Origin of the sequence: Paeniglutamicibacter kerguelensis (genome assembly GCF_017876535.1) — a bacterium.
GTDB classification, from domain to species: Bacteria; Actinomycetota; Actinomycetes; order Actinomycetales; family Micrococcaceae; genus Paeniglutamicibacter; species Paeniglutamicibacter kerguelensis.
Genome location: NZ_JAGIOF010000001.1, coordinates 908,872 through 934,211, shown reverse-complemented (window position 1 = coordinate 934,211; position 25,340 = coordinate 908,872). Strand labels below are relative to the sequence as shown.

Annotated in this window: 22 protein-coding genes and 1 tRNA gene; 5 read left to right on the top strand and 18 right to left on the bottom strand. The window is 66.1% G+C overall.

Annotated features, from left to right (window positions below; all coding sequences use genetic code 11):
• Window positions 1–58 precede the first annotated feature (58 nt).
• Window positions 59–766 carry a lysophospholipid acyltransferase family protein gene (locus JOF47_RS04135; protein ID WP_209996137.1) on the bottom strand — a complete coding sequence of 236 codons (708 nt, stop codon included), beginning with the start codon at window positions 764–766 and terminating at the stop codon, window positions 59–61.
• 189 nt (window positions 767–955) lie between these two features.
• Here JOF47_RS04135 and JOF47_RS04130 point away from each other — a divergent pair, with 189 nt between their 5' ends.
• From JOF47_RS04130 to JOF47_RS04120, 3 genes are all read left to right on the top strand, one after another.
• The gene (locus JOF47_RS04130; protein ID WP_342592707.1) at window positions 956–1,738 is read left to right on the top strand and encodes an alpha/beta hydrolase; all 783 of its coding nucleotides are present in this window, start codon (window positions 956–958) and stop codon (window positions 1,736–1,738) included.
• Window positions 1,731–2,210, top strand: coding sequence for a hypothetical protein (locus JOF47_RS04125; RefSeq protein ID WP_209996136.1), 480 nt, complete (start codon window positions 1,731–1,733; stop codon window positions 2,208–2,210). The genes JOF47_RS04130 and JOF47_RS04125 overlap by 8 nt, the downstream gene beginning before the upstream one ends.
• 204 nt (window positions 2,211–2,414) lie before the next feature.
• Window positions 2,415–4,229, top strand: a complete 1,815-nt coding sequence (locus JOF47_RS04120) for an AMP-dependent synthetase/ligase (RefSeq protein WP_209996134.1) — start codon at window positions 2,415–2,417, stop codon at window positions 4,227–4,229.
• Window positions 4,230–4,375: 146 nt separating this feature from the next.
• Here the strand turns inward: JOF47_RS04120 and JOF47_RS04115 are convergent, their stop codons facing one another.
• From JOF47_RS04115 to JOF47_RS04105, 3 genes are all read right to left on the bottom strand, one after another.
• Window positions 4,376–5,806, bottom strand: a complete 1,431-nt coding sequence (locus JOF47_RS04115; protein WP_245356242.1) for a mycothione reductase — start codon at window positions 5,804–5,806, stop codon at window positions 4,376–4,378.
• 3 nt (window positions 5,807–5,809) lie between these two features.
• Window positions 5,810–6,526 (bottom strand): hypothetical protein, encoded by a 717-nt coding sequence (locus JOF47_RS04110; RefSeq protein WP_209996132.1) that lies wholly within the window; start codon window positions 6,524–6,526, stop codon window positions 5,810–5,812.
• A gap of 215 nt (window positions 6,527–6,741) precedes the next feature.
• The gene (locus JOF47_RS04105; RefSeq protein ID WP_209996130.1) at window positions 6,742–10,194 is read right to left on the bottom strand and encodes a pyruvate carboxylase; all 3,453 of its coding nucleotides are present in this window, start codon (window positions 10,192–10,194) and stop codon (window positions 6,742–6,744) included.
• A 280-nt stretch (window positions 10,195–10,474) separates the two neighbouring features.
• On the opposite strand from JOF47_RS04105, the gene JOF47_RS04100 reads away from it, so the two are divergent.
• Window positions 10,475–11,290 carry a ParA family protein gene (locus JOF47_RS04100; protein ID WP_342592850.1) on the top strand — a complete coding sequence of 272 codons (816 nt, stop codon included), beginning with the start codon at window positions 10,475–10,477 and terminating at the stop codon, window positions 11,288–11,290.
• 184 nt (window positions 11,291–11,474) lie between these two features.
• On the opposite strand, the gene JOF47_RS04095 is transcribed toward JOF47_RS04100, so the two are convergent.
• From JOF47_RS04095 to JOF47_RS04080, 4 genes are all read right to left on the bottom strand, one after another.
• A complete protein-coding gene (locus JOF47_RS04095) occupies window positions 11,475–12,056 on the bottom strand; it encodes a MerR family transcriptional regulator (protein ID WP_209996128.1) in 582 nt (193 codons plus the stop codon).
• 188 nt (window positions 12,057–12,244) lie between these two features.
• The gene (locus tag JOF47_RS04090; RefSeq protein ID WP_209996127.1) at window positions 12,245–12,727 is read right to left on the bottom strand and encodes a bifunctional nuclease family protein; all 483 of its coding nucleotides are present in this window, start codon (window positions 12,725–12,727) and stop codon (window positions 12,245–12,247) included.
• 52 nt (window positions 12,728–12,779) lie between these two features.
• Window positions 12,780–13,529, bottom strand: coding sequence for a transcriptional regulator FtsR (gene ftsR / locus JOF47_RS04085; RefSeq protein ID WP_342592706.1), 750 nt, complete (start codon window positions 13,527–13,529; stop codon window positions 12,780–12,782).
• Window positions 13,530–13,541: 12 nt separating this feature from the next.
• The gene (locus JOF47_RS04080; RefSeq protein WP_209996126.1) at window positions 13,542–14,006 is read right to left on the bottom strand and encodes an FHA domain-containing protein; all 465 of its coding nucleotides are present in this window, start codon (window positions 14,004–14,006) and stop codon (window positions 13,542–13,544) included.
• Window positions 14,007–14,175: 169 nt separating this feature from the next.
• On the opposite strand from JOF47_RS04080, the gene JOF47_RS04075 reads away from it, so the two are divergent.
• Window positions 14,176–14,799 (top strand): hypothetical protein, encoded by a 624-nt coding sequence (locus tag JOF47_RS04075; protein ID WP_209996125.1) that lies wholly within the window; start codon window positions 14,176–14,178, stop codon window positions 14,797–14,799.
• 225 nt (window positions 14,800–15,024) lie between these two features.
• Here the strand turns inward: JOF47_RS04075 and JOF47_RS04070 are convergent, their stop codons facing one another.
• The 10 genes from JOF47_RS04070 to JOF47_RS04025 form a co-directional block, all read right to left on the bottom strand.
• Complete coding sequence (locus JOF47_RS04070) at window positions 15,025–16,914, bottom strand: FAD-binding monooxygenase (RefSeq protein WP_209996124.1); 1,890 nt, start codon at window positions 16,912–16,914, stop codon at window positions 15,025–15,027.
• 404 nt (window positions 16,915–17,318) lie between these two features.
• A complete protein-coding gene (locus JOF47_RS04065) occupies window positions 17,319–17,603 on the bottom strand; it encodes a hypothetical protein (protein WP_209996123.1) in 285 nt (94 codons plus the stop codon).
• 468 nt (window positions 17,604–18,071) lie between these two features.
• Window positions 18,072–18,145, bottom strand: a tRNA-Pro gene (locus tag JOF47_RS04060).
• Between the two features lie 86 nt (window positions 18,146–18,231).
• Window positions 18,232–19,767 (bottom strand): ribosome biogenesis GTPase Der, encoded by a 1,536-nt coding sequence (der, locus tag JOF47_RS04055; protein ID WP_209996122.1) that lies wholly within the window; start codon window positions 19,765–19,767, stop codon window positions 18,232–18,234.
• A 131-nt stretch (window positions 19,768–19,898) separates the two neighbouring features.
• On the bottom strand, window positions 19,899–20,564 hold the full coding sequence (gene cmk / locus JOF47_RS04050; protein ID WP_209996121.1) for a (d)CMP kinase: 666 nt from the start codon (window positions 20,562–20,564) through the stop codon (window positions 19,899–19,901).
• Complete coding sequence (locus JOF47_RS04045; RefSeq protein WP_209996120.1) at window positions 20,564–21,667, bottom strand: prephenate dehydrogenase; 1,104 nt, start codon at window positions 21,665–21,667, stop codon at window positions 20,564–20,566. Before JOF47_RS04045 ends, cmk begins: the two co-directional genes overlap by 1 nt.
• 7 nt (window positions 21,668–21,674) lie before the next feature.
• Complete coding sequence (locus tag JOF47_RS04040) at window positions 21,675–22,745, bottom strand: pseudouridine synthase (protein WP_209996119.1); 1,071 nt, start codon at window positions 22,743–22,745, stop codon at window positions 21,675–21,677.
• Between the two features lie 36 nt (window positions 22,746–22,781).
• The gene (scpB, locus tag JOF47_RS04035; protein WP_209996118.1) at window positions 22,782–23,429 is read right to left on the bottom strand and encodes an SMC-Scp complex subunit ScpB; all 648 of its coding nucleotides are present in this window, start codon (window positions 23,427–23,429) and stop codon (window positions 22,782–22,784) included.
• Window positions 23,426–24,337 (bottom strand): segregation and condensation protein A, encoded by a 912-nt coding sequence (locus tag JOF47_RS04030; protein ID WP_209996117.1) that lies wholly within the window; start codon window positions 24,335–24,337, stop codon window positions 23,426–23,428. The genes scpB and JOF47_RS04030 overlap by 4 nt, the downstream gene beginning before the upstream one ends.
• Window positions 24,337–25,233, bottom strand: coding sequence for a ParA family protein (locus JOF47_RS04025; protein ID WP_209996116.1), 897 nt, complete (start codon window positions 25,231–25,233; stop codon window positions 24,337–24,339). Before JOF47_RS04025 ends, JOF47_RS04030 begins: the two co-directional genes overlap by 1 nt.
• Between the last annotated feature and the right edge of the window lie 107 nt (window positions 25,234–25,340).

Below are 25,340 nucleotides of genomic sequence, written 5' to 3'. Positions count from 1 at the left end.
AAGCACCGGGCCGTTCACAGTGCACCGGCAACTCGCAGTGCGCCGGCGGCGGCTCCTGCTACTTTTTCCCCTGCTGCTCGCGGCGTTCGGCATCGAGCCGCGCCTTCACCGTTGCTGCATAGGAGTCGACGTATTCCTGGCCGGAGAGTCGCATGATCGCGTACATGATCTCGTCGGTCACCGATCGCTGTACAAAGCGGTCCTCGCTCATGCCCGCGTAGCGGGAGAAGTCCAGCGGTTCGCCGATGATCATGCCGACGCGGCGGATGTTGGGCACGCGCTTGCCGATGGGCTGGACCTTGTCGGTTCCGATCATCGCCACGGGGATGACGGGGACCCCGGCCTCCAGCGCGAGCTTGGCCACACCGAGCTTGCCGCGGTAGAGCCGGCCGTCGGGGCTGCGGGTGCCCTCCGGGTAGATGCCCAGCAGCTGGCCGTCGACCAGCGCCTGGGCGCCGGTGCCGAGCGAGTTCGCGCTTGCGGCCCCGCCGGAGCGGTCCATCGGCAGCTGGTTGATCATCCGGAAGAACCACGCGGTGATGCGGCCCTTGAGGCCCTTGCCGTTGAAGTAGTCGCTCTTGGCCAGGAAGATCACCGGGCGGTCGACGGCCACCGGCAGGAAGATCGAGTCGGAGACCGAGAGGTGGTTGCTGGCCAGGATCGCTCCCCCGGCTTCGGGGATGTGCTCGATCCCCTTGACCCACGGCCTGAAGAACACTGTTACCAGCGGTCCGACGATGAACCGCTTCATGAAGAGGTAAAACATGTGTTGTGTGCCTTCCGGGCCGGGATGGGTTGCTGCTGGCGTGCGTGCAGAATATGCCCGCGCCTCAAATCAAGTGATGATTCAGTCGTTCTCCGTTAGGCTCTAACTGTAGGCAAAACATTGCCAAAGGTCATACCCCGGCCCGTGCCGAGAGCGCCGTTCGGCCAAACCCATGCGAGGGAGAAAACCGTGCCAAGCAACCAAGAGGTTTCCGGCCAGGACACAGCAGCCAACGCGCCGTTCCACCACCGGGGGGAGAACGGCGAAGCGGTCTTGGTCATCCACGGGTTCACCTCGGGTCCGGCCAGCATGCTTCCCTGGGCCCAGGCATTCGCCAAGGCCGGATACACCGTGGACCTGCCGGTGCTTCCCGGGCATGTGACAAGTTGGCAAGAGCTCTCCAGGACGCCGCACTCGGACATCGTCTCGGCGGTGGAACGGGCCTACGAGGCGCTGGCGGCCAAGCATTCGCGGGTTTACGTGGCGGGCATGTCGATGGGCGGGGCGCTGGCCCTGCACCTCGCTGCGACGCACTCGCCGGCCGGTCTGGCACTGGTCAACCCGGGGTTGACGATCGAATCCCCCGTGGTGAAATTCACCGGCGTGCTGCGCTTTTTCCTGCCGTCGATCAAGTCGATCTCCAACGACATCGCCAAGCCCGGCGGCGACGAACAGGCGTATTCCCGCACCCCCGTCGGCGGCGTCCACCAGTTGCGCAAGCTGTTCAAGGCCGCGACGCGGGGCCTGCCGAAAATCACCGCGCCCATCATCGTCTTCAGGTCCGACCAAGACCATGTGGTCCCCGAAAGCAGCATCGAGGTGCTGTGCTCCGGGTTGGACGAGGCCCTTCCGGTCCAGATCCGCCGCTTAACCCGGAGTTACCATGTGGCGACGCTGGACCACGAGGCCGACGAAATCTTCAACGAATCCATCGAGTTTTTCAGGAAGCTGAGCAGCGCGCACCATGACTAATCCGTTTCACGAGCCCGCATCCCCCGGCGATTCCGACGACGCCGTCTGGGAGGACCTGGTGCGCCGCCTGGAAGCAGATCCCGCGGCCGGGCCGGAGCTGCCCGGGGAACAGGCTTCCGGGGCCGACGCAGGGACTGGCGCAGGCACTGGCGGCACCGGACGCGTGGATCCGACGCTATTCCAAATGCACCCGGCGCTTGGCGGCCCGCGCGACTACGAGGCCGACGATGACGACGAAGGATTCGTCCCCGAGGAACCCCCGGCGCTGGGCTCCGGGAACCCGCTGCTCACCCTCGCCTGGACCGCCGCCGCGGGCGCTCCGCTGATGCTTCTGGTACTTGCCATTTTCTGGCGCCGGGCGCCCATGCCGCTGTGGATCGGCCTGTGCGTTGTGGCGCTGGCCGCGGGCGGGTTCCTCTTCGCCCGGCTGCCGCGCTTCCGCCACGAGGGCGACGACGGGGCCCGCGTCTAGGGAGCCCCCCCGCCACGTCGGAAAAGCGCCGGAATTCGTGCATCCCCGCTCCCGCCACCGCGAAGGCCGGCAGTCCTGTTGCCAAGACCGGAAAATCCCCGTAAGTTACCAGTGAGTAAACAATGTGATGCAAACCACTAGCATGGTGGTAGTGGGACCGGCAGCCGGCACGCTGCTCCCGGCCCTCCGACCGAAGGAGACCCGATGCAGGAATTAGTTGTCCCACCGCTGGTGGAGACGCCGCCGCAGACCAACATCACCGATTTGCTGCTGCGCCACGCACGCTCCGCGGCAAATCCGCCGTTGCTCTCAAAGCCCGGGCCCAAGGGCAGCTGGATCGACATCTCCGCATCCGAGTTCGCCGCGGATGCATCCGCGCTGGCCAAGGGGTTCATCGCCAGCGGCATCGAGCCCGGCGCCCGCATCGGCCTGATGGCCCGCACCCGGTACGAGTGGACGCTCGTCGACTTCGCCATCTGGTTTGCCGGCTGCGTCACGGTCCCCGTCTACGAAACTTCCTCCCCCGGACAGGTCGCCTGGATCCTCGGCGATTCGCATGCAGCCGCCGTGGTGGTCGAGGCTCCGCGCCACGAGAACGTCGTCCGCCAGGCAGCGCACCAGGAGGGCCTGGACAAGCTCGGCCACGTGTGGCAGATCGACGGCAACGGCCTGGACACCCTGCGCGTGGCCGGCAAGGAAGTGGGCGACGCGGTCCTGGAGGAGCGCCGCTCTGCCGCCGGGCTCGACTCGCTGGCGACCATCATCTACACCTCCGGAACCACCGGGCGCCCCAAGGGCTGCGAGCTGACCCACTCGAACTTCGTGGAGCTCAGCGACAATGCCGCCGCGGCCCTGCCCGAGTGCGTATACCCCGGCGCCTCCACCATCATGTTCCTGCCGCTGGCGCATGTGTTCGCCCGCTATATTTCGGTCCTGAGCGTCGCCGCGGGGGTCCGGGTTGCACACACCGCAGACGTGAAGAACCTGATGGGCGACCTGCAGTCGTTCAAGCCGAACTTCATCCTGGCCGTGCCGCGCGTCTTCGAAAAGGTCTACAACTCCTCGATGCTCAAGGCCGAGGACGGCGGCAAGGGCAAGATCTTCCACGCCGGCGCCGACACCGCGATCGCCTTCTCGCGGGCGGAGCAGGACGGCAAGGTGCCGCTGGGCCTGAAGCTCAAGCACAAGCTCTTCGACGTGCTGCTCTACTCGAAGATCCGCGCCGCCATGGGCGGAAACGTGGTGCACGCGGTCTCCGGCGGCGCGCCGCTGGGCGAACGGCTGGGCCACTTCTTCCACGGCATCGGGCTGACCGTCCTTGAGGGCTACGGCCTGACCGAGACCACCGCGCCGATCACCGTGAACACCCCGAAGCAGATCAAGATCGGCACGGTCGGTCGCCCGCTGCCGGGCAACGGCGTGCGGATCGCCGAGGACGGGGAGATCCTGGCCAAGGGCTTCTGCGTGATGCGCGGCTACTACAACCGCCCGGACCTCACCGCGGAAACCTTCGTGGACGGGTGGTTCCGCACCGGGGACATCGGCGAGCTGGATGCCGACGGCTTCCTGCGCATCACCGGGCGCAAGAAGGAAATCATCGTCACCGCCAGCGGCAAGAACGTCGTCCCGGCAATGCTTGAGGACCAGATCCGCGCCGACGCCCTGGTGTCCCAGTGCGTCGTGGTGGGCGATGCCCGCCCGTTCATTTCCGCGCTGATCACCGTGGACGAGGAGGCGCTGCCGGGCTGGCTGGAACGCCACCACCTTCCGGCCGGCACCACCACCGCGCAGGCGGCCGTGATGCCGGAGGTCCAAGAGACGGTTGCGGCGCTGGTTGCCAAGGCCAACGCCAGCGTCTCGCGCGCCGAGCAGATCAAGGAGTTCCGGATCGTGCCGACCGACTTCACCGAGGAATCCGGGCATCTGACGCCGTCGATGAAGATCAAGCGCGCCCAAGTCCTGAAGGACTTCGACTCGGTGGTCGAGGAGATCTACGCGGGCGTGAAGCCGCTCGCCTGACCGCATCGGCCGGGCCCTGCGCGGCACGGGAAAACGCTTCACGCATGCGGGGCGGGGACGGCACCTTTGGTGTCCGTCGCCGCCCCGCATTTTCGTGCCGGAGGACAACACGTTGAAACGCCTCACAGGTCCGGACAGCTACACGGTCAGAGCGGATCCCCGGGTCGGGACTCGAGGCCCAGCGACAGCAACGCGTTTTCCACGACCTCGCTGAGCGCCGGGTGGATCCAGAACTGCCCGCGCGCCATCTCGACGAGGTCCAGGTCCGTCACCATGGCCTGGATGAGCGGCTGGACCAGCAGCGCCGCCTCGTGCCCCATGATGTGGGCGCCGAGCAACCGGCGGGTGCCCCGGTGGGCCACCAGTTTCACGATGCCCTCGGTGTCCTCCATCGCCCAGCCGTAGGCGGTTGACCCGAAGGGCTGGATCGCCGTGGCCACGTCGTTTGCCCCGTGCGCCTGGACCGCCTGGGCCTCGGTGAGCCCGACGGCGGCGACCTGCGGGTTGCTGAACACCGCGGCGGGCACGGCACTGCGGTCCATGGACCGCATCGCCCCGGGGTTCTCCAGGTTGTGCACCACCACCCGCGCCTCGCGGTTGGCCACGTGCTTGAGCTGGTCGACGTTGGCCACGTCGCCCAGCGCGAACATGCCCTCGACGGGTTCCCCGCCGCGCGTCACGCGCTGGTACCCATCAACACACAGGGCGCCGTTGGGACGCAGATCCAGGCCGAGCGCAGCAACGCCCAGCGTGTCGGTGTTGGGCCGGCGGCCCACCGCGACCAGCACCGTGTCGGCGTCCAGCACCAGTTCGCCCTCGGCGCGCGCAAAATGCAGGCGCAGGTGGCCGTCGTGTTCCTCGATGCGCACCAGCTTTGCCTCGAGCTCGACGTTCCAGCGCCCTGCCGCGGCGTCGGTGAATGCCGCGGAAATGTCTGCGTCCTGTTCCCGCAGGAGCGCGCCGGAGCGGTTCACCTGGGTCACCTTCGAGCCGAAGGAGGAGAACACCGCAGCGAACTCGCTGGCGACGTACCCGCCGCCGACCACCACCAAGCGTTCGGGCAGCGCCTCGAGGCGCATGATGGTGTCCGAGGTGTGGATCCCGGGCAACTCGATGCCCGGCACCTGGGGCAGCACGGCACGCGAACCGGCCGCGATCACGATCTTCGCGGCGTCGATCGTCGTTCCGGAATCCGTCAGCAGCCTGTGGTCGGCGGTGATGGTGACGTGCTCCTGGTAGAGGTCGACGTTTTCCAGCTCGTCGGCCCGGTAGTGCCGGCCACCCTCGGAGATCGCGTCGATGCGCCCGAAGATCCTGTCCCGGATCGCCACCCAGTCGCTGCCCTCGTGCACGAGGTTCACCCCGAGTTCACGGGCCTGGGCGGCACTGGCGGCAAGTTGTGCCGGGTAGGCGAACATCTTGGTGGGGATGCACCCGACGTTGAGGCAGGTGCCTCCGAAGGTGCCGGCGTCGATGATGGCGACCTTCTTGTCGTCCCAGAACGGGGTGATCAGCGAGTTGCCGGAGCCCGACCCGATGATGGCGAGATCGTACTGCGCCACGTCGTAGTGTGCCATGGCCTAGCGCCCCGCCCGGATCGTCGCCACTTCGGCGACAAGCTGGTCCAGTGCGTGGCGGGCCGCCCGGCGCGGCGCCCGCTGCTGCTGCGCAGGCAGGCTCAACGCCCCGTCAAAGGGCAGCACGACCACAGGCCTGGCCAGGGACGCGGGCAGTTCGAGCGCGCCGCCGCCATCGTCGTCGGCACCGTAGTTGACAACAAAAACCGTGCGATCCACGAGCCCGGCGCTGTCGTTGGCCACCAGCCAATCCAGCTTCTCCTGGAAGGTCCCGGTTGTGGCGGCCGTGGCGGGTGCCAGCAGGACCAGGACATCCGCGTCCGTGAGCATTCCGTCGAAGGCGGCACGCATAAGGCCCGGGCCCGCTCCGCGGACCTGCAGGTTGTGGCCGTCGAGCCGGTATTCGAGCGCCGCGCAAAGCGTCGCCAGGCCCGCATGCGGCTCCAGGGCAACAACCGTGACATTCCCCGGAGCACCGCCCGAAGCCGCCGGTGGTGCACCGGCCCGCTCCCCCGCCTCGCCGGAGGGGAATTCCGCCGGCGTGGCCGCGGCGTGCAATCCCGCCGGGGCACCGGGCTGCGGCTTGCCAGCCGACGCGACGTTCGGGCCGGCCGACGGATCTGTCTCCGTTGCCTCCCGTGCCGATGTCACGGCCTCCCCGCTGGCTGCGCCGCGTTTCCGGAACAACCTGGCGAAGAAACCCGCAGAACTCCCTGGCATGAAACCCGACCCCTTTTCGCAGTGTCTATTTTCGCAGTGACTACTTTTTGAAGTTGCTGTTCGCAGTGACCGGCGGATCCGGCCGATCCGCCGCCAAAACGCACCATAACACGTGAGCGAGGATGAACGCCCGGTTCGGGGCCCATCCTCGCTCACGTGTCCAGCTGGTGCACCAACCGCAGTCAATGCGCAGTTGGTGCGCCAGCTTCCGTTGCCTAGGCGTGGTCGATGACGAGCAGCAGGTCCCCGCCCTGCACCTGCGCGGTGCCGCCGATGGCCAGGCGGGTCACGGTGCCGGCGACGGTGGAGGTGATGCCGGCTTCCATCTTCATGGCCTCGATCGTCGCCACCGTGGCGCCGGCCTCGACCGTGTCGCCCACGGCGACCTTGGCCGTGACGGCCCCGGCGAACGGGGCCGCGATGTGGCCGTGGTTGGCCGTGTCGGCCTTCTCCGCGAGCACCGCGGTGGACTCCACCGAGTTGTCGCGCACCATGAGCTGGCGCGACTGCCCGTTGAGCGTGACCATCACGGTGCGCATGCCTTTTTCGTCGGCCTCGGAGATCGACTGCAGGCTCACCAGCAGGCGCACGCCCTTGCCCAGGGAGACGACGTGCTCGCGGCCCTTGACCAGCCCGTAGAGGTAGTCGCGGGTGTGCAGCGAGGACAGGTCCCCGTAGGTCTCCAGGGTCGCGGCGAAGTCGCGGGTCGGGCCGGCGAAGAGCAGGCGGTTCAGCGTGGCGCGGCGGGTGTCCGAGTCCTGGTGCAGCGCAGCGGAATCCTCGGGGTCCAGCACCTCGACGTGCGGGCGCACGACGCGGCCCTCGAGCGCCTTGGAACGGAACGGTTCCGGCCAGCCGCCCGGGGGGTTGCCGAGCTCGCCGGAGAGGAACTGGATCACGGAGTCCGGGATGTCGAAGGACTTCGGGTCGGCCGCGAACTCGTCGGGGTCAACGCCCATGCCCACCAGCGCCAGGGCCAGGTCGCCCACCACCTTGGAGGACGGGGTGACCTTCACCAGGCGGCCCAGGATGTGGTTCGCCGCGGTGTACATGTCCTCGATGGCCTCGAAGCGCTCCCCCAGACCCAGTGCGATGGCCTGCTGGCGCAGGTTCGACAGCTGGCCGCCCGGGATCTCGTGGCGGTAGACGCGGCCGGTCGGGGCCGCGAGCCCGGACTCGAACGGCGCGTACATGGCACGCACCGATTCCCAGTACGGTTCCAGGGAGGCAGCTGCCTCCAGGGAGATGCCGGTGTCGCGCTCGGTGTTCTCCAGCGCGGCGATCAGCGCCGAGGAGGAGGGCTGGGAGGTGGTCCCGGCCATCGAGGCGGCCGCCACGTCCACGGCGTCGACGCCCGCGTTGATCGCGGCCATCAGGGTGGCCATCTGGCCGCCGGCAGTGTCGTGGGTGTGCAGGTGCACCGGCAGGTCGAAGCGCTCGCGCAGGGCCGTGACAAGCTTCGCGGCCGCGGCCGGACGCAGCAGCCCGGCCATGTCCTTGATCGCCAGGATGTGCGCGCCGGCGTCAACGATCTGCTGCGCCAACTCCAGGTAGTAGTCCAGCGTGTACAGGTCCTCGTTCGGGTCCAGCAGGTTGCCGGTGTAGCACAGCGCCACCTCGGCCACCGCGGTGCCGGTTGCGCGGACGGCCTTGATGGCCGGGGCCATCTGGGAGACGTCGTTCAGCGCATCGAAGATGCGGAAGATGTCGATGCCGGTTGCCGCGGCTTCCTTCACGAACGCGTCGGTGACCTCGGTCGGGTACGGGGTGTAGCCCACGGTGTTGCGCCCGCGCAGCAGCATTTGCAGCGGCACGTTCGGCAGTTCCGCGCGCAGCAGCTCCAGGCGCTTCCACGGATCCTCGCCCAGGAAGCGCAGCGATACGTCGTACGTCGCCCCGCCCCAGACCTCCATGGAGAACAGCTGCGGCATGATGTGCGCGTAGGCCGGGGCCGCGGCCAGCAGGTCGCGGGTGCGCACGCGGGTGGCGAGCAGCGACTGGTGCGCATCGCGGAAGGTGGTGTCGGTGACGGCAACGGCGGTCTCCGCGCGCAGCGCCTTGGCGAAGCCCTCCGGGCCGAGTTCCAGCAAACGCTGGCGCCAGCCCGCGGGCGGGGCGTGCTCGACGGAGGGGCCGTCGAACGGGCTGCGGTCCGGTTCGGACTGCTTGTCGCCCGGGAAGGCCGGCAGCTTCTCGCGCGGGTCGATGCCCTCGATGCGCGGGCCGTTCGGGTGGTTCACGGTCACGCCGGCCAGGAAGGCCAGGGCCTTGGTGCCGCGGTCCTGCGACTTGTTGCCGGTCAGCAGGTCCGGGCGTTTGTCGATGAAGTCGGTGGCGACGTCCCCGGCAATGAACTGCGGGTCGGCCAGCACGTTCATCAGGAACGGGATGTTGGTGGTGACGCCGCGGACACGGAATTCGGCCAGGGCGCGGCGCGCACGGGCAATCGCGGTGTTGTAGTCGCGGCCGCGGCAGGTGAGCTTGACCAGCATCGAGTCGAAGTGCGGGGAAACCTCGGCACCGGTGTAGATGGTGCCGCCGTCCAGGCGCACGCCCGAGCCGCCGGCGGAGCGGTAGACCGTGATCGTTCCGACGTCGGGGCGGAAGCCGTTGGCAGGGTCCTCGGTGGTGATGCGGGACTGCAGGGCGACACCGCGGATCTGCAGCTCCTCCTGGCGGATGCCGAGGTCCTCGAGGGACTCGCCCGCCGCAATGCGCATCTGCGCCTGCACCAGGTCGACGTCGGTGATTTCCTCGGTGACGGTGTGCTCGACCTGGATGCGCGGGTTCATTTCGATGAACACGTGCTGTCCGGCTCGCTCGCCCACGGTGTCAAGCAGGAACTCGACGGTTCCGGCGTTCTGGTAGCCCAGGGCCTTGGCGAACTTGATGGCATCGGCGTACAGCGCCTGGCGGATGTTTTCGTCCAGGTTCTGGGCCGGGGCGATCTCGATGACCTTCTGGTGGCGGCGCTGCAGCGAGCAGTCACGCTCGAACAGGTGCACGATGTTGCCGTGCTCATCGGCCAGGATCTGCACTTCGATGTGGCGCGGGCGCAGGACCGCCTGCTCCAGGAAGACCGTGGGATCCCCGAAGGCGCTGCCTGCCTCGCGCATCGCCGCGGAAAGCGATTCGGCCAGCGCCTCGCGGGTGTCCACGCGGCGCATGCCGCGCCCGCCGCCGCCGGCAACCGCCTTGACGAAGATCGGGAAGCCGATCTTGTCCGCCTCGGCGGTCAGGTAGGCAACGTCGTCGCTCGGTTCCGAGGACTGCAGCACGGGGATGCCCGCGGCACGGGCCGCCTTCAGCGCGGCAACCTTGTTGCCGGCGAGCTCCAGCACGTCCGCGGAGGGGCCGATGAACTTGATGCCCTCGGCGGCTGCGGCACGGGCCAGGTCCGGGTTCTCGGACAGGAATCCGTAGCCCGGGTAGATGGCGTCCGCGCCGGCTTCCTTCGCGACACGGATGACCTCGGCAACATCAAGGTAGGCGCGGACCGGGTGGCCCTCTTCGCCGATGCGGTATGCCTCGTCCGACTTCTGGCGGTGGATCGAGTTGCGGTCCTCGTACGGGTAAACGGCGACAGTCTTTGCGCCCAGTTCATAACCGGCCCGGAAGGCGCGAATCGCGATTTCACCGCGGTTGGCTACCAAGATCTTCGTAAACATGGCGCTCCTGCAAAATGATAATAAGGGTGAATTAAGCACACGGGTTCGAGGGTATGAACTCATGATTGCGGGATGGAAGCCAAGGTTTCAGGCCCCCAAAGTCACACCATACCGTGATCTGGCGCACCCAAAGCAAAAAGATTGCGCCGGGCACGAAACAGTGGTCTCACCGCCGGGCAGTCACCGTGGCGGCAAAGGCCCGTGAACCCGATTATGATATTAAGGGAACCAATCGTTGCATCATGGGAAATCGACAGAAGAAAAGGGCGTGGTCCGTTCCGTGCAGGTAGTGAGCATTAGCAGCCTTAAAGGTGGCGTAGGAAAAACCTCCGTTACATTGGGGCTCGCTTCGGCCGCCCTGGCAGCTGGTATCCCCACGCTCGTCATCGACCTAGATCCGCATGCTGATGCCAGCACCGGCTTGGGTGTCCGCGCCGACGGCAAGATGACCATTGGCCACATGCTGAAATATGCACGCAAGACGGACTTGTCCCAGAACATCGTTTCAAGTGCGTGGCAAGCCAAGGCAATTTCGAAGCGTTCCCTCACCCGCGTTCCCGTACTGGACGTCGCCGTCGGCGATGCCTACACCGGCATCTACGACAGGCCAGACCTGCGCGCACGCGATTTACGCCGGCTGACCCAGCTGCTTGCACGCACCTCGGGATACGCATTGGTCCTCATCGACTGCCCGCCATCCCTCAACGGCCTGACGCGCATGGCCTGGAGCGCAAGCGATCGCGTGCTGCTGGTTGCCGAGCCGAGCTTGTTCTCCGTGGCCGGTACCGAACGCACCCAGCGCGCCCTGGAAATGTTCCGCAATGAATACGCCCCGGACTTGGGACCGATCGACGTCGTGATCAACCGGGTGCGCAAGGACTCGGACGAACACCGTTTCCGGCTCACCGAAATGCGCTCGATGTTTGGCTCGGCAGTGCTCAGCCCCGAATTGCCCGAGTTCGCCGATTGGCAGCAAATCCAGGGTGCCGCCTATTCCGTGCACCAGTGGCCGGGCAAGGCCGCAAGAAAGACTGCGGAGTTGTTCGACGACCTGCTGCGCAATATTTCCGACTCAGGAAAAATGCGCGCAAGGTAGCCAATTCCTGGCCCATATACATAGAGAAGCCGGCGTCCTACTGGAAAACCAGTAGGACGCCGGCTCCTTTGTTGCCGCTGGGCAACGCCTGACCTCGGAGGACAACGCAGCGGCCGACCGGTCCGAACACCTGATGGTGTGCCGACCGGCCGGCCGCTGGGAAGATTCTGGAGATCGCGAAGCCCTAGCTGGCCGTTCGCTTCGCAGCCCGGCGTTGGGCCAGTTCATCCTCGGGAAAATCGGAGGCACGCTCGCTTGGCAATTGCGACAGAGAACCCTCTACCTCGCGCCAGACACGGCCCACTGCAATCCCGAAGACGCCCTGTCCGCCCTGGACCAAATCAATGACTTCGTCCGCGGAAGTGCATTCGTAGACCGATGCGCCGTCGCTCATGAGGGTGATTTGCGCCAGGTCTTCCACCCCCCGTTCGCGAAGGTGCTCAACGGCCGTCCGAATCTGCTGCAGGGACACACCCGTGTCCAGCAAGCGCTTGACGACCTTAAGAACAAGGATGTCGCGGAATCCATAGAGACGCTGGGAGCCGGAGCCCCTGGCGATGCGAACAGCCGGTTCAACCAGACCCGTGCGGGCCCAGTAATCCAGCTGTCGGTAGGTGATTCCGGCGGCCTTGCAGACGATCGGGCCGCGGTAGCCCGCGTCTTCGTCCAACACCGGCAGGTCTTCGGTGAAGAGCAGGCCTTGGGTGTTGCCGGTCGACGCGGCAGGCCGGTTCGCGGTTGCGCGTTGATCATCAGTGGGATTCATCGGAATCTCCTTGCTCAAGCATCCCCATAAGGGAAGGAGGGTTGCTCATAGCGTGGAACGATTCCTTGCGAGTGAAATCGGCGTCCGCGGTCGGCAAACCTTGGGAACTTATGCTTCGACGGTACGACTTGAAAGGTGCTTCGTCAAAGACCTTCAAGCCAAACTTGAGGCGTGTCGCGGACGGTCGTCTATTTATCGAAATCTTCGGGCTCGACCTCATCCAGGAATTCACGGAATTCCCGCAGCTGGTCTTCCTCGCCGTCGGTGGCGTCCTCGTCGTCGGCGACAAGCACCCCCGCCTCGTCCAGGACGTGGTCGTGGCACATGATCGGGCACTGCGCGCGCAGCGCCAGGGCAATGGCATCGGACGAACGGGCGTCGACCCGCACGTCGTTGGCAAACACGAGCTCCGCCGTGAAGACCGCGTTGAGCACAGAGACGATTTCCACGCGCAGGATCGGGGCATGAAGCGACTCCAGCGTCGCAATCATCAAATCATGGGTCAGTGGCCGCGGCGGGATGATCCCCTGCTGGAACATGGCGATCGCCGAGGCCTCCGGGGCGCCGATCCAGATTGGCAGGTGGCGCTTGGAATTGACATCCTTGAGCAGGACTAGGGGCTGGTTGGAGGGAAGTTCGATGCGAACTCCCACAACTTCAAGCTCATGCATGGTTCGCTCCTTAGCGTGATCCCTGCTCCAAGGGACACCATAGTCGGTTGACCTAGTGGTCCAGCTTGGCGATGGCACCATTGACCAACGCACCATGCAACGCCATGCAGGCATCGCTTATTTCACGGGCCGTCTCGGCGGCCCGCGCACGGGAGGCGACGTCGCGCCTGCTCATCTGGGGTGCAACGGCTCGTTCCACCAGGCCGACCTCTCGATCGGCAGCGGCACGGAAGGCCCGCAAGTGCCGGGGTTCGATCCCGTGGGCGGCCAGTGCCGCGGAAGCCGCAGTGATTTTCTGTGCGTGTTCGTCGAAACGGTCGTTTTCGGGAACGATCATCCCGAATGCCAGCAGGTCGTCAACGAGGCCGGAGCTTGCACCACACAGGCCCTGCAACTCGGCCTTGGTGACGGGTCGCGCGTGCGCGACCAAATCCTGGGCCATCTGTTTGCTGATGCTGCGCGGGGCCAAGGTGTGCCCGCCGGGCAGTTGGTCGGGGCGTTCTCCCCTGTCAACGGCGTCCAGATAGTCCTTGATGACCTTCAGCGGCAGGTACTGGTCGCGCTGCAGCCCCAGGATGAAACGCAACCGCCCCACGTCGTCCGGCAGGTACTTGCGGTAGCCGGCCGACGTGCGCTGCGGCGTCAGCAGGCCCTTTTCCTCGAGAAAGCGAATCTTCGAGGCCGTCACCTGCGGGAATTCGTCATGAAGCTCCGAAAGCACCTCGCCGATATTGAGTGCAGCAGGGCGCGCGCTATCGCCGCTGATGACAGCCAGTCGAGGGTTCCGGGCTACATGATTCACAGAGTTTCCTGCTTAGTCGAGCGTGTTGGCCGGGTTGTTCGGCAGCGTGACGTAGAAGGTCAGGCGGAATTTTCCGATCTGCACCTCGGCGCCGTTGACTAGGCGCACCGAGTCCACGCGGTCGTTGTTGACGTATGTGCCGTTCAACGAACCGGAGTCCACAACGGTGAAGCCGGTGGCGTCGCGAAGGAATTGTGCGTGCTTGCGCGAAACCGTGACGTCGTCAAGGAACACGTCGGCCTGCGGGTGGCGGCCGGCCTGCGTGACGTCCTGGTCCAGCAGGAAGCGTGCACCCTGGTTTGGGCCGGAGTGCGCAATGAGCAGGGCGGAGCCCGCGGGCAAGGCCGAAACCGCTGCGCGCTCCTCGGGGCTCAGGGCGTAGAAAACGACTGGCTCGCGCTGCACCGGCGGCAGGGTGATGCCCGTCGTTTCGGTCGAAGTCTCGCGTTGCTGGTTCGGCACCCGAGTTTCATCCATGTCCAGTCCTCCCAAAATTCTTTCTCAAATGACTCCGTAGCCGCTGCCCCATCCCAGATTGGGGCAATGCGTCTACAACCAGATTAGCCTACTAGCGATCAATAGAGATTCCCTGCAAGAGCGCCATAAAATCTCCGCCGTTTCCGCTTCTGCATGGGATGATGCACGCATGCCAGATTCAGATATCCCCGCACCGACGGCGGCGGCAGGCCTTCCCCCATTGTTCCCCGCGGCCCCGAAACCCCGTTGGGGCCTGCGGATCGCCCTGGGCGCGGCGGGTCTTGCCCTGCTGGCGGTCGCTTTCCTGGTCATTCGCCTGCTCCTGCCCGTCTGGTGGGCCACCCGGATCGCCAACCAAACGCAGGGCTCGCTCAGCGGCGGGTTGCTGCTGGGCCTGACCTACGGTTTTGTCTTCACCTTCATCCCGCTGCTCATTGCGTGGCAGGTGCGCTACAAGAAGATTTCTTGGCCCTGGAAATGGGTGATCATCGGCGCCGCCGTCCTTGTTGCCCTGCCGAACCTGCTCACCTTGGGCATCTACCTGAATTCATCCGGCGCGCCCCAGAAGGCCCGGCTGATGATCGACACCTCGGCGATTTGGTTCCCCTCGTGGTCGATCGGCGGCGCGGTTGCCGGCCTGCTCCTCTTCGCGGGCATCGCAACTTTTTGGCACATGCTGGCGTTCCCGCGGGCGCAAGCTCAAGTCGCTGCGGCTGGAAGCGAAGTCCCGCACCCTGGCCGGGCCGGGCACGGCCGCCTCGCAGGGAGGGACAACGGTCGGACCGTCCGGTGAGGCTGCAGGCGATGCTGTCGGCGATCCGGCCGAAGGGCAGCCGCCGGGAAGCCCGCCGGCATAGATCCACCGGTGGGGCCCAGAGCCTCGGAGTCGGGCAAAAAACCAAAACAGCAGTGTCGCGGCGAATCCAATTCGCCGCGACACTGCTGTTTCCGGATGCGGCCGGCCACCGGAGATCGGGGCCGGACACGGGCTCTTGGTGCGCTGGGTTCCGGATCCGGCCTAGTGCTCGATGAGGATGGGCGCGAAGAACTCGCTCAGTTCCTCGCGGGCGCCCAACGGCAGCACATTTGCCACGTACTGGTCCGGGCGGACCACCACGATGGCGCCGTCGCGGGAGATGCCGCGCTTCTCGAAGATGTCGTCTCCCTCGAGCGTCGCGTAGACCTTCTCGTAGTCGATGGTCCCGAACACGCCGGTCCGGGGCATGAACGCGGCCGGGATCTGGCCCAGGTCGACGTTGGTGTAGTCCTGCTGGTAGACGACCTTGACGTCGAACACCGAATCGATGTCGGTGCCGGCCGGGGTGTACTTCAACAGCGGGGACTGCGGGGACTCGGTGAGCCAGGCTGCCCATTCGCGCAGCGCGGAGGCCTCCTGCGGCGCCGCGGCGTCGGCGAAGGCGTACAGTCGCCAGCGGCCGTCGGCCCGGTGATGGTGGCCCAGCTGCACCGGGTTGGCGTCGCAGACTCGCAACGCCGGCGAGGACTTGAAGCGCTTGCCCACCGGGAAGCCGGTGGCCAGCTCCTGGTGGATCGCCTCGCCGACCAGCATGGAAGGCTTGTACTCGGTCATGAAGCCGGCCGGGAATTCGGCGGTCTGCACGTAGAAGCGCTCCAGCTCGGCCGGATCGGCCATTTCCTCCGGTTTTGCGGCCATGAGCGTGGACCACTGCTTGTCGAAGTCGATCAGGTTCTTCGCGATGACCTGGCGCTCGGCGGAGTAGGTGCGCAGCAGTTCGGCCGGGCTGCGGCCCTCGAGCACGTGGCCGAGCTTCCAGCCGATGTTGAAGCCGTCCTGCATCGAGACGTTCATGCCCTGGCCGGCCTTGGCGCTGTGCGTGTGGCAGGCGTCGCCCGTGATGAAGACGCGCGGGGTGCGGTCCGCCGCGTCGCCGTCCTTGAGGTTGTCGAACCTGTCGGTGAGGCGGTGGCCGACCTCGTAGACGCTGTGCCAGGCCACCGACTTCACATCGAGCGTGTACGGGTGCAGGATCTGGTTGGCCTTCTCGATGATCTCATCCAGCGGGGTGTTGCGCACGTTGCCGTTGTCATCCCCGGCAACCTCGCCCAGGTCGACATACATGCGGAAGAGCGAGCCGCCCTCGCGCGGGATGTGCAGGATGCTGCCGCCGTTGCCGGACTGGATGGCGCACTTGGTTCGGATGTCGGGGAAATCGGTGACGGCCAGGACGTCCATGACACCCCAGGCGTGGTTGGCCTTGTCGCCGGACATCGTGCAGCCGATGGATTCGCGGACCTTGGAGCGGGCGCCGTCGGAGCCGACCACGTACTTGGCCTTGACGATGCGTTCCAGGCCCTCGAGCTCTCCCGAGGTGTGCACGAGGGTCACCGTGACCGGGTACTCAGCCTCGTCGTCGACGCTCAGCGTGCGGAACTCGTAGCCGTAGTCGGGCGTCATGCGCGTTGGCGCGTTGTGCATGAACTCGGCGAAGTAGTCGAGCACGCGGGCCTGGTTCACGATCAGGTGTGGGAATTCGCTGATGCCGTGCGGGTCGTCCGCTGTGCGGGCCGCGCGATGGATCTTCGAGGGATCCTCCGGGTTCGGCTTCCAGAACGCGGTTTCGGTGATGTGGTACGCCTCTTCGCTGATGCGTTTGGCGAAGCCGAAGGCCTGGAAGGTCTCCACGCTGCGGGCCTGGATGCCATCGGCCTGGCCGATTTCCAGGCGGCCGGGGCGGCGTTCGACGATGCGGGTGGTGACGCCCGGGAACTGGGAAAGCTGGGCGGCGGCGATCATGCCGGCCGGGCCCGAGCCGACGATCAGGACGTCCACCTCGTCGGGGAGTTCCGCTGGGCGGTCAATGCCAACACCCGCAGGTGGCTGGGTGAGCGGGTTTCCGGAAACATACCCGTTGTGGTGGAACTGCACTGGTTTTCCTCACTTCTCTGTGAACGATTCAGTCACTTCAGTCGTCATCGTTTCGTGGCGTTCTATAATCGAACACGGAATTCTAATATCGCACACATAGCATAACCGGAAGTGAGTGCACTCACAAAGGCGCATGACGCAGCGCATATTGAGTAACGGGTTGAAGCACGGATCCGGGACGCAGCGGCGGCCTGCTCACGGTGCCCTAGTTCAGGGCGAAGCGGCCAGGCGCAGTCGACTGCCAACCGGAGTGCCGCATCGCCCTGGGCATGGAGAATCCGGGCGGCTTGCCAAACGCTTGTCAAACCACCCGGGCATCGGCCGATCGGGCCAACGGGATACGAACCCGCGGCCGCCATCTCAGGCGGACACGCAGTCAGGCGGCGCGCATCCTTGCGCGCCCATCACGGGCCAGACACTTCGGGGAAAACCCCCGCAATTTCAGAACCGGAAGCGGCCCCACGATCCTGCAGCCTCAACTCCGCCTCCCGGGCCAACCGTTCACGATGATTCGCCCAGCGTTGCCCCAGGATCGAGGAAGCCAGCACAGCGAGCATCATGCCGACCATGGCCAAGAGCATTTGTCCTTCAAGCATTGTCATGGGAACCCCATACGCCGAATTGTTCATAATGTTGAACGCCGTCTTGCCGCATGCGGCAACAGCTCCGAAGAATTCGCTTGAACGCATTGGCGGCTCCAGCGAATCATGACACCAAATCACTCGTTGCCAGTGAATGTACAGCAAACCTTCCCAAGGTCGAAGAGGTAAACCAGATCTTCGAAAGGAAACCCTCATGGGTTTCGAAGAGGAGATCGGCAACATGGCCCGGGAAGTGGCCGGCAGGGGCAAGGAAGGCGATGGAAGGTCCGCCGACCATCCGCGTCTCAGGGGCAGGCACGCCACCCCAAGCGCGCGACGAGCCCCTCCCGTTCCGAAAGGAAAGGGAGGGGCTCGTCGCGCGCTTGGGCCGCGGCTTCAGGAAGCAGTGCGACAAGGGTCACAAAACCATTTCGCCGGGCCCCAAAGCCTGTTGGCAGTCCATTGGCAATGAGTGCGGGCGGGGAATCGAGAAAGTACTTAAATCACAAAAGCCCGGGCAGAGAAAAACCCCGGCAGTTCAACGCTGATTCGTTGAACTGCCGGGGTTTCAACCGGTCGGGCTAGCGGGATTCGAACCCACGGCCTCCTGACCCCCAGTCAGGCGCGCTACCAAGCTGCGCCATAGCCCGGTTGCTTTCGCAGCCGTTCTCCCGATCACTTGCGTGCGGGTGCCGTCTGCGAAAAGCTCCGAGATAACCCTACCCTATTTTTCGGACTACTTTGTACGCTGACGCTTTTCGCGCACTCGCATGGCCACTTCAAGGGGGGTTCCTTCGAATCCGAAGGTCTCGCGCAGGCGGCGAGTAATGAATCGGCGGTAGCCCGGATCCAAGAAACCTGTGGTGAAGAGCACAAAGCGAGGTGGCCGCGAAGACACCTGGGTACCGAAGAGGATGCGTGGCTGCTTGCCGCCGCGCAGCGGGTGCGGGTGGGCCGCTACAAGCTCGCCCAGGAAGGCGTTGAGCTTGCCGGTGGAGATGCGCTTGTCCCAGGACTCCAGGGCCGTGTGCAGGGCAGGAACGAGCTTGTCCTTGTGCCAGCCGGTCTTCGCCGAGATGTTCACGCGCGGTGCCCACTCGACGTGCGCCAGGTCCATTTCGATCTCGCGCTCGAGGTAGCGGCGGCGATCGTCGTCCATCAGGTCCCACTTGTTGAAGGCGAGCACCAGGGAGCGGCCGGAGTCGATGGCCATCTGCAGGATGCGGACGTCCTGCTCCGAGAGCACCTCGTCGACGGCCAGCAGCACGACGGCGACCTCGGCCTTTTCCAGGGCGGCCTGGGTACGCAGCGAGGCGTAGTAGTCCGAGCCCTGCGCCATGTGCTGGCGGCGGCGGATGCCTGCGGTGTCAACGAAGCGCCAGACCTCGCCGCCGAGCTCCACGAGCTCATCGACCGGGTCGCGGGTGGTGCCGGCGGTGTTGTCGACGACAACGCGCTCGGAACCGGCCATCTTGTTCAGCAACGAGGACTTGCCGACGTTCGGGCGGCCGATCAGCGCGATGCGGCGGGGGCCGCCGCGCGGGATGATGCCGCCGAAGGCGGAGTACTCGGGAAGCTTTGCAACAACCGCATCCAGGAGGTCGGCTGCGCCGCGGCCGTGCAGGGCCGAGACGGGCCAGGGCTGGCCGAAGCCAAGGCCCCAGAGGAATGATGCGTCGGCTTCCTGGTTCGCATCGTCGACCTTGTTGGCGACCAGCAGGACCGGCTTCTTCTTCCGGCGCAGCATCTTTACGACGGCCTCGTCGGTGGCGGTGGCGCCAACGCGCGAGTCCACGACAAAGAGGATGACGTCGGCGATGTCTGCGGCGATTTCCGCCTGCTCGGCCACGCGGGCGTGGATGCCCTTGGCGTCGTGCTCCCAGCCGCCGGTGTCGACGACGGTGAAGTTGCGGCCGTTCCAGTCGGCCTGGTAGGACACGCGGTCGCGGGTCACGCCCGGCACGTCCTCCACGACGGCCTCGCGGCGGCCCAGGATGCGGTTGACCAGCGTGGACTTGCCCACGTTGGGTCGGCCGATGATGGCCAGCACCGGCGGAATGACCTCGTCGGCGTCGTCGTCGTAGTCCTCGCCCAGTCGCGCGAGAAGTTCCGCGTCCTCCGGGTCAAGCTCGTAGTCTTCGAGGCCGGAGAGCAGCACGCTGGCGCGCTGCTCCGCTTCTTCCTCGCTGATTTCAGCCAGGCGGTCGGCGATGTGGTCGTCGTTGACGGGGACGTATTCTTCGCCGTCGCCGGTAATCAGGCTCTCACTCATGGTGGTGTTCCTTTGCGTTGCGTGCCTCCACCAAACGCGGAAGCCAGTATCCATTTAAGCATGTGCCCCCGCATCGGCGTTTTGGCCGGTGCGGGGAAGCTGTCCGGGAAACCCCCGGACGGGGTGTGGTTCTACGAGCGGGCCTGCGCCGTGATGGCCGCAAGCACCGCGGTGACGGTTTCCTCGAAATCCAGGTCCGAGGAATCCACGGTTGCCACGCCGTCGGCCGCGACATGGAAGTTCACTACCGTCGAGTCCTTGGCGTCGCGCGCCAGGACCTGCGTCTCCAGCTCGGCAGCGGACTGCGTGCCACCCAGCTGGATGCCGCGGCGGCGCAGGCGCGCCTCTTCCGAGGCGGTGAGCAGGATGCGCGCGTCGGCGTCCGGGGCCACCACGGTGGTGATGTCCCGGCCCTCGGCGACGATGCGGTCGTGAGCGGCGATGATGGCGCGCTGGCGCGCCACAAGCTCCTTGCGGGCCTCCAGGTTGGTGGCCACGGCGGAGACCGCCTCCGAGACGAACGGTTCGCGGATCGCCACGGTCACGTCGGTGCCGTGGATCTTGACCAGCTCGAGGTCCGGGTCGGTGGAGATGAACAGGTCCGCGGCCTTGACTGCGGCGGCAACGGCCCGGGCGTCGGTCAGGTCGGTGCCCGCGTCGAGGGCGTGCCAGGTCACGGCGCGGTACATGGCACCGGTGTCCAGGTACGCCGCGTCCAGCCGGCGCGCGGCCTCCTTGGAGACCGAGGACTTGCCGCTGCCCGAGGGGCCGTCGACGGCCACCACGATTTTCTGCATTACTGCACAACCTTCCAGCCAAGTGCGCTGAGCACTGTGATCAATTCTTCGCGCCGGCCCGGGATCACCGAGACGTCGACAAGGCCCACCTGGTGCCCGGCCGAGTGCTCGACCCGGACGTCCTCCACGTTGATTCCCGCATCGCCGATGTCCACCAGCAGCTTGGCGACCTGGCCCGGCCTGTCCTGCACCACGATGGTGACCAGGGCAAAGGCCTGCGGGGGGGCGCCGTGCTTGCCCGGGATCCGGGCCTGTCCGGCGTTGCCCTCCCCCATCAGCTGGGCGAGGTCAAGCAGTGCGCCGGGGGCGCTCGGGTCCTCGAGCGTGCCGATCAGGCGTTCGAGGTCCTCGTGCATGCCGCGCAGGATGGGCACCAGCGCATTGGCGTTGTGGCTGAGGATCTGGATCCACAGCTTCGGGTCGCTGGCCGCGATCCGGGTGGTGTCGCGCAGGCCGTTGCCGGCCAGCGCGAGCGAATGCCCCGGCGCGTTCATCAGCCGAGAGGCGATCAACGAGGAGGCGACCTGCGGGAAGTGCGAGATCAACGCGACGGAGGAATCGTGGTCCTGCGCGTTCATCCGCGACACCGTCGCACCCAGGTCGATGGCCAGGGCCTCGGCGGTCTTCACGGATTCGCCGCGGGATCCGGTGTGCGCACACACCACCCACGGCATCGAGGTGAACAGCTCGCCGCGCGCCGCCGCCGGGCCCGACTTCTCGCGCCCGGACATCGGGTGGGTGCCCACGTAGCGGGCCAGGTGCGCATCGGTGATGCGCGTGTCCGCACGCACGGCCTCGAGGATCGACTCCTTGACGCTGGCGATGTCCACCACGGTGGCCATCGGGTAGTCAAGGAGTGCCTGGGCGACGACCTGCGCAGTGACGTCCGGCGGGGCGCCAACAACCACCAGCTCCGGGGCCAGGGGGCGCCCGGGGGTGTGGATGGTGCCCGCGCCGATGTCCTGCGCCACGGTTTGTGCGCTGGGCGAGGGGTCGGAAAGCCATACGTTCAGGCCGCGCTGACTAAGCCCCAGCCCAACGCTGGTGCCCAGCAGCCCGGTCCCGATGACCAATACAGGTCCGGCCAGGTGCGTGGTGGGCATCGTCTTGTTACATCCCCACCAGTGCGAGCAGGTGTCCGACTTCCTGGTTGCCCAGGGGGCGGATGGTGCCCTGCTTCTGGTCGCCCAGGCGGATCGGGCCCACCTGCACGCGCACCAGGCGGGTCACCGGGTGGCCGACCGCGTCAAAGAGGCGGCGCACGATGCGGTTGCGTCCCGAGTGCAGGACGACCTCGATGAGCAGGTAGCCGGGGGTCGAGTCGATCAGGCGGAAGGAGTCCACGGAGGCCCAGCCGTCTTCGAGCTTGATGCCCTTTTTCATCTGGGCGCCGACGCCGTTGGCCATCGGGCCGCGGACCTGCACCAGGTAGGTCTTGGGAACCTCGTAGGACGGGTGCGAAAGGCGGTTGGCCATCTCGCCGTCGTTGGTGAGGATCAGCAGGCCCTCGGTCTGGTAGTCAAGGCGACCGACGTGGAAGAGTCGTTCCTGGCCCTTCTTGCGGATGAAGTCGGAAATGCACTTGCGGCCTTCCGGGTCCTCCATGGTGGAGACGACGTTGCGCGGCTTGTTGAAGACGAAGTACTTCATCTCCTCGTTGAGCTGCAGGCGCATGCCGTCCACGTGCACGGTGTCGCGCTCCGGGTCGATGCGGACGCCCGGCTCGACGACCAGGGCACCGTTGACCTCAACGCGGCCACCGGCAATCATTTCCTCGCAGACGCGGCGGGATGCCACGCCGGCGTTGGCCATGACCTTCTGCAGGCGCACGCCCTCGAGATCCGAGTGTGCGGCCTGGGCGCGCTCGCGCTGGGTCGGCTTGTTGGGGCGGTCGGCCTTGACCGGACCGAGATTCTGGCCGAAGCGTTCCTTGCCGAAGGCCTTGGGGCCCGTGTACTTCTTGGCACCGGAGCCGGTTCCCGGCTTCTTGCCCTGCTTGGGGCCGCCGTGGGTCTTGGACCATGAACCCGAGGTGGATTCGCCGCCGCGTTCGGAGGCCGAGCGCGGGTTGGAGTTCGAGCGGCCTGCGCCGGCTGCTCCTCGGCCGCGGCCGTTGCCGTTACCGGAGCCGGAGCCTTGTGGGCGCTGGTTGCCGCGGCTTGAGCGCGATCCCTGGGTCATGTCTGTCCTTATGTTGTTTCGTGGTTCGCCGAGTTGCTAAGGCAAATCAACGTCAAATTCGTCAATGTCGCCCACTCCTGGGAGATGCGGGGAAAGCATGGGTAGCTCCGAAACGCTGCCCAGCCCCAATCTTTCCAGAAAATACGAGGTGGTCTGATACAACGTGGCACCACTTTCACCCTCATCGGGTGCCTCGTGGATCAGCCCGCGCGTGAGTAACGTGCGCACCACTGAATCGACATTAACCCCACGAATCGCCGCGACCCTCCCGCGTGAAACGGGTTGCCGGTAGGCGATTACTGCCAAAGTCTCCAGGGCAGCCTGGGTTAGTCTTGCCGTTTGGCCGTCGATGACGAAGCGTGAAACAAAGGGAGCAAAATCACGTCGGGAGAAGATGCGCCATCCTCCGGCCAATTCGCGCAGCTCAAAACCGCGCGGTGTATCCCCTCCATCATACTGTGCCCGAAGCCCGTGAAGGGCCGCTGTGACGCGTTCCTCACTGACCTCCAGCACCTCAGCCAGGCGCCCGGCACCGACCGGCTCGTCGATGACCATGAGAATGGATTCGATGCCCGCGTCAAGCCCGCCGGGCAAATCGTCGACGGCCGCGCCCGCCGTTTCGGCGGCCTGCGCCACCCCGGCCGGTGATGCGGGGGCCGGAACCCCGGTGTTTGTCTCGCTCATGCCTCGGATTCCCCCTGGCTGGTTGTTGGATCGGCATCTGCGGCACTCTCGGTCGCCGCGGCCTCGTATTCTTCGCGCAGGTTCACCGCGTTCCAGTCTTCCGCCGATTCCGACCAGGTCACCTGCAATGTGTCCAAGGGCGCATTTTGTGAGAACGAAACGACCCGTTCCCTGTACATTTCCAGCAGTGCCAGGAACCTTGCCACGAGCACCAGGTGGCTGTCGGCGTCCGCGGTGAGCTGGGTGAAGCTGAGCGTGTGGCTTTCCTGCAGCATGAGGGCCAGGATGCCCGCCTGTTCGCGCACGCTCACCGCTCCCCCGTGCAGGTGTGCCACGCCGACCTCTGCCGGCGGCGCTTCTTCCTTGGGGGCCAGGGCGGTCAGCGCCAAACGCGCAAGCATTTCCGGGGTCGTCTTGAAGACGAGCTCCGGCAGCAGCGCGGCGAAGTGCGCCTCGAGCCCGGCCTGACGGGGGAAGCTTTTGGCTTCGTCCTCGAGCCGTTCGGAGATCCACCCGGCCGCGTGCTTGAAGGCCTTGTACTGCAGCAGGCGGGCGAAGAGCAGGTCGCGGGCCTCGAGCAGCGCCATGTCTTCGTCGGTGTCGTTTTCGTTGCGGGGCAGCAGGCGCGCGGCCTTCAGGTCCAGCAGGGTCGAGGCGACGACGAGGAACTCGGTGGTCTCATCCAGCGCCTTGGATCCGGGCTTGTCCCGCAGGACCTTCAGGTAGCCGATGAACTCGTCGGTGACCTCGGCCATCGCGATCTGGGTGATGTCCAGTTCGCGTTTGGCGATCAGCGAGAGCAGCAGGTCGAAGGGGCCGGAAAAGTTTTCCAGCTGAACCCGAAAGCCACCGGCCGAGTCGTCGTTGACGGTCGGCACGGTGGCTGGAAGGACGGCGGTTGCCGTCATTACGGGGCGCCGCCACGGGATATGAGCTCCTTGGCCAGCTGGCGGTAGGCCTCGGCACCCGGGTGGTTTGTTGCATAGGTGGTGATGGGTTCGGCAGCGACGTTGGCGTCGGCGAACTTGATGGTGCGCCGGATGACCGTCTCGAAGACGGTGTCCCCGAAGGCTTCCACCAGGCGGCCGACGACTTCGCGTCCGTGCAAGGTGCGCGGGTCGTACATGGTTGCCAGCACGCCGTCGATCTGCAGGGCCGGGTTCAGCCGGTCCTGCACCTTCTCGATGGTCTCGACCAGCAGCGCCACGGCACGCAGGGCAAAGAACTCCGCGGTGAGCGGGATGATCACGCCGTGTGCGGCGGTCAGCGCGTTGACCGTGAGCAGGCCCAGCGAGGGCTGGCAGTCGATCAGCACGATGTCGTAGTCGTCGGTCACCGAACGCAGTGCGCGTTCAAGCACCTGCTCGCGGGCAACCTCGTTGACCAGCTGGACCTCGGCGGCCGACAGGTCGATGTTGGCCGGCAGCAGGTCGACGTTCGGGACGTCGGTGGTGATGATCGCGTCGCGGATGTCGGTCTTGCGGTCCATCAGCACGTTGTAGACGGTGACGTCGAGTTCGTGCGGGTTGGTGCCAAAACCTGCGGAGAGCGCGCCCTGCGGGTCGAAGTCGACCAGCAGCACCTTGCGACCGTACTCGGCCAGGGCCGCGGCAAGGTTGATGGTGGAGGTGGTCTTGCCAACCCCGCCCTTCTGGTTCACCATGGCGATGACGCGGGCCGGACCATGGGAATCCAAGGATCCCGGCTCGGGGAAATCAGTCTGCGGGCGGCCCGTGGGACCCAGGGGGGTCGGTTCCTTGAGCAGTCCTACGCCCCGGGGCTTGCTGCCCTGTTCCTCGCTCACGGTATTAACCACGCTTCCGTTCGTTGTGGGAATTGATGACTATCGTCTTAAGGGTATCGGTTGCGCCGGTATGCTCCGGACACCTTGGCCCGCGCACGGCGAGCCTT

Coding starts and splice junctions, on each gene's coding strand:
- JOF47_RS04135 (WP_209996137.1), bottom strand. CDS start 766: ATGTTTTACCTCTTCATGAAGCGGTTCATCGTCGGACCGCTGGTAACA.
- JOF47_RS04125 (WP_209996136.1), top strand. CDS start 1,731: ATGACTAATCCGTTTCACGAGCCCGCATCCCCCGGCGATTCCGACGAC.
- JOF47_RS04120 (WP_209996134.1), top strand. CDS start 2,415: ATGCAGGAATTAGTTGTCCCACCGCTGGTGGAGACGCCGCCGCAGACC.
- JOF47_RS04115 (WP_245356242.1), bottom strand. CDS start 5,806: ATGGCACACTACGACGTGGCGCAGTACGATCTCGCCATCATCGGGTCG.
- JOF47_RS04110 (WP_209996132.1), bottom strand. CDS start 6,526: ATGCCAGGGAGTTCTGCGGGTTTCTTCGCCAGGTTGTTCCGGAAACGC.
- JOF47_RS04105 (WP_209996130.1), bottom strand. CDS start 10,194: ATGTTTACGAAGATCTTGGTAGCCAACCGCGGTGAAATCGCGATTCGC.
- JOF47_RS04095 (WP_209996128.1), bottom strand. CDS start 12,056: ATGAATCCCACTGATGATCAACGCGCAACCGCGAACCGGCCTGCCGCG.
- JOF47_RS04090 (WP_209996127.1), bottom strand. CDS start 12,727: ATGCATGAGCTTGAAGTTGTGGGAGTTCGCATCGAACTTCCCTCCAAC.
- JOF47_RS04080 (WP_209996126.1), bottom strand. CDS start 14,006: ATGGATGAAACTCGGGTGCCGAACCAGCAACGCGAGACTTCGACCGAA.
- JOF47_RS04075 (WP_209996125.1), top strand. CDS start 14,176: ATGCCAGATTCAGATATCCCCGCACCGACGGCGGCGGCAGGCCTTCCC.
- JOF47_RS04065 (WP_209996123.1), bottom strand. CDS start 17,603: ATGCGTTCAAGCGAATTCTTCGGAGCTGTTGCCGCATGCGGCAAGACG.
- der (WP_209996122.1), bottom strand. CDS start 19,767: ATGAGTGAGAGCCTGATTACCGGCGACGGCGAAGAATACGTCCCCGTC.
- cmk (WP_209996121.1), bottom strand. CDS start 20,564: ATGCAGAAAATCGTGGTGGCCGTCGACGGCCCCTCGGGCAGCGGCAAG.
- JOF47_RS04045 (WP_209996120.1), bottom strand. CDS start 21,667: ATGCCCACCACGCACCTGGCCGGACCTGTATTGGTCATCGGGACCGGG.
- JOF47_RS04040 (WP_209996119.1), bottom strand. CDS start 22,745: ATGACCCAGGGATCGCGCTCAAGCCGCGGCAACCAGCGCCCACAAGGC.
- scpB (WP_209996118.1), bottom strand. CDS start 23,429: ATGAGCGAGACAAACACCGGGGTTCCGGCCCCCGCATCACCGGCCGGG.
- JOF47_RS04030 (WP_209996117.1), bottom strand. CDS start 24,337: ATGACGGCAACCGCCGTCCTTCCAGCCACCGTGCCGACCGTCAACGAC.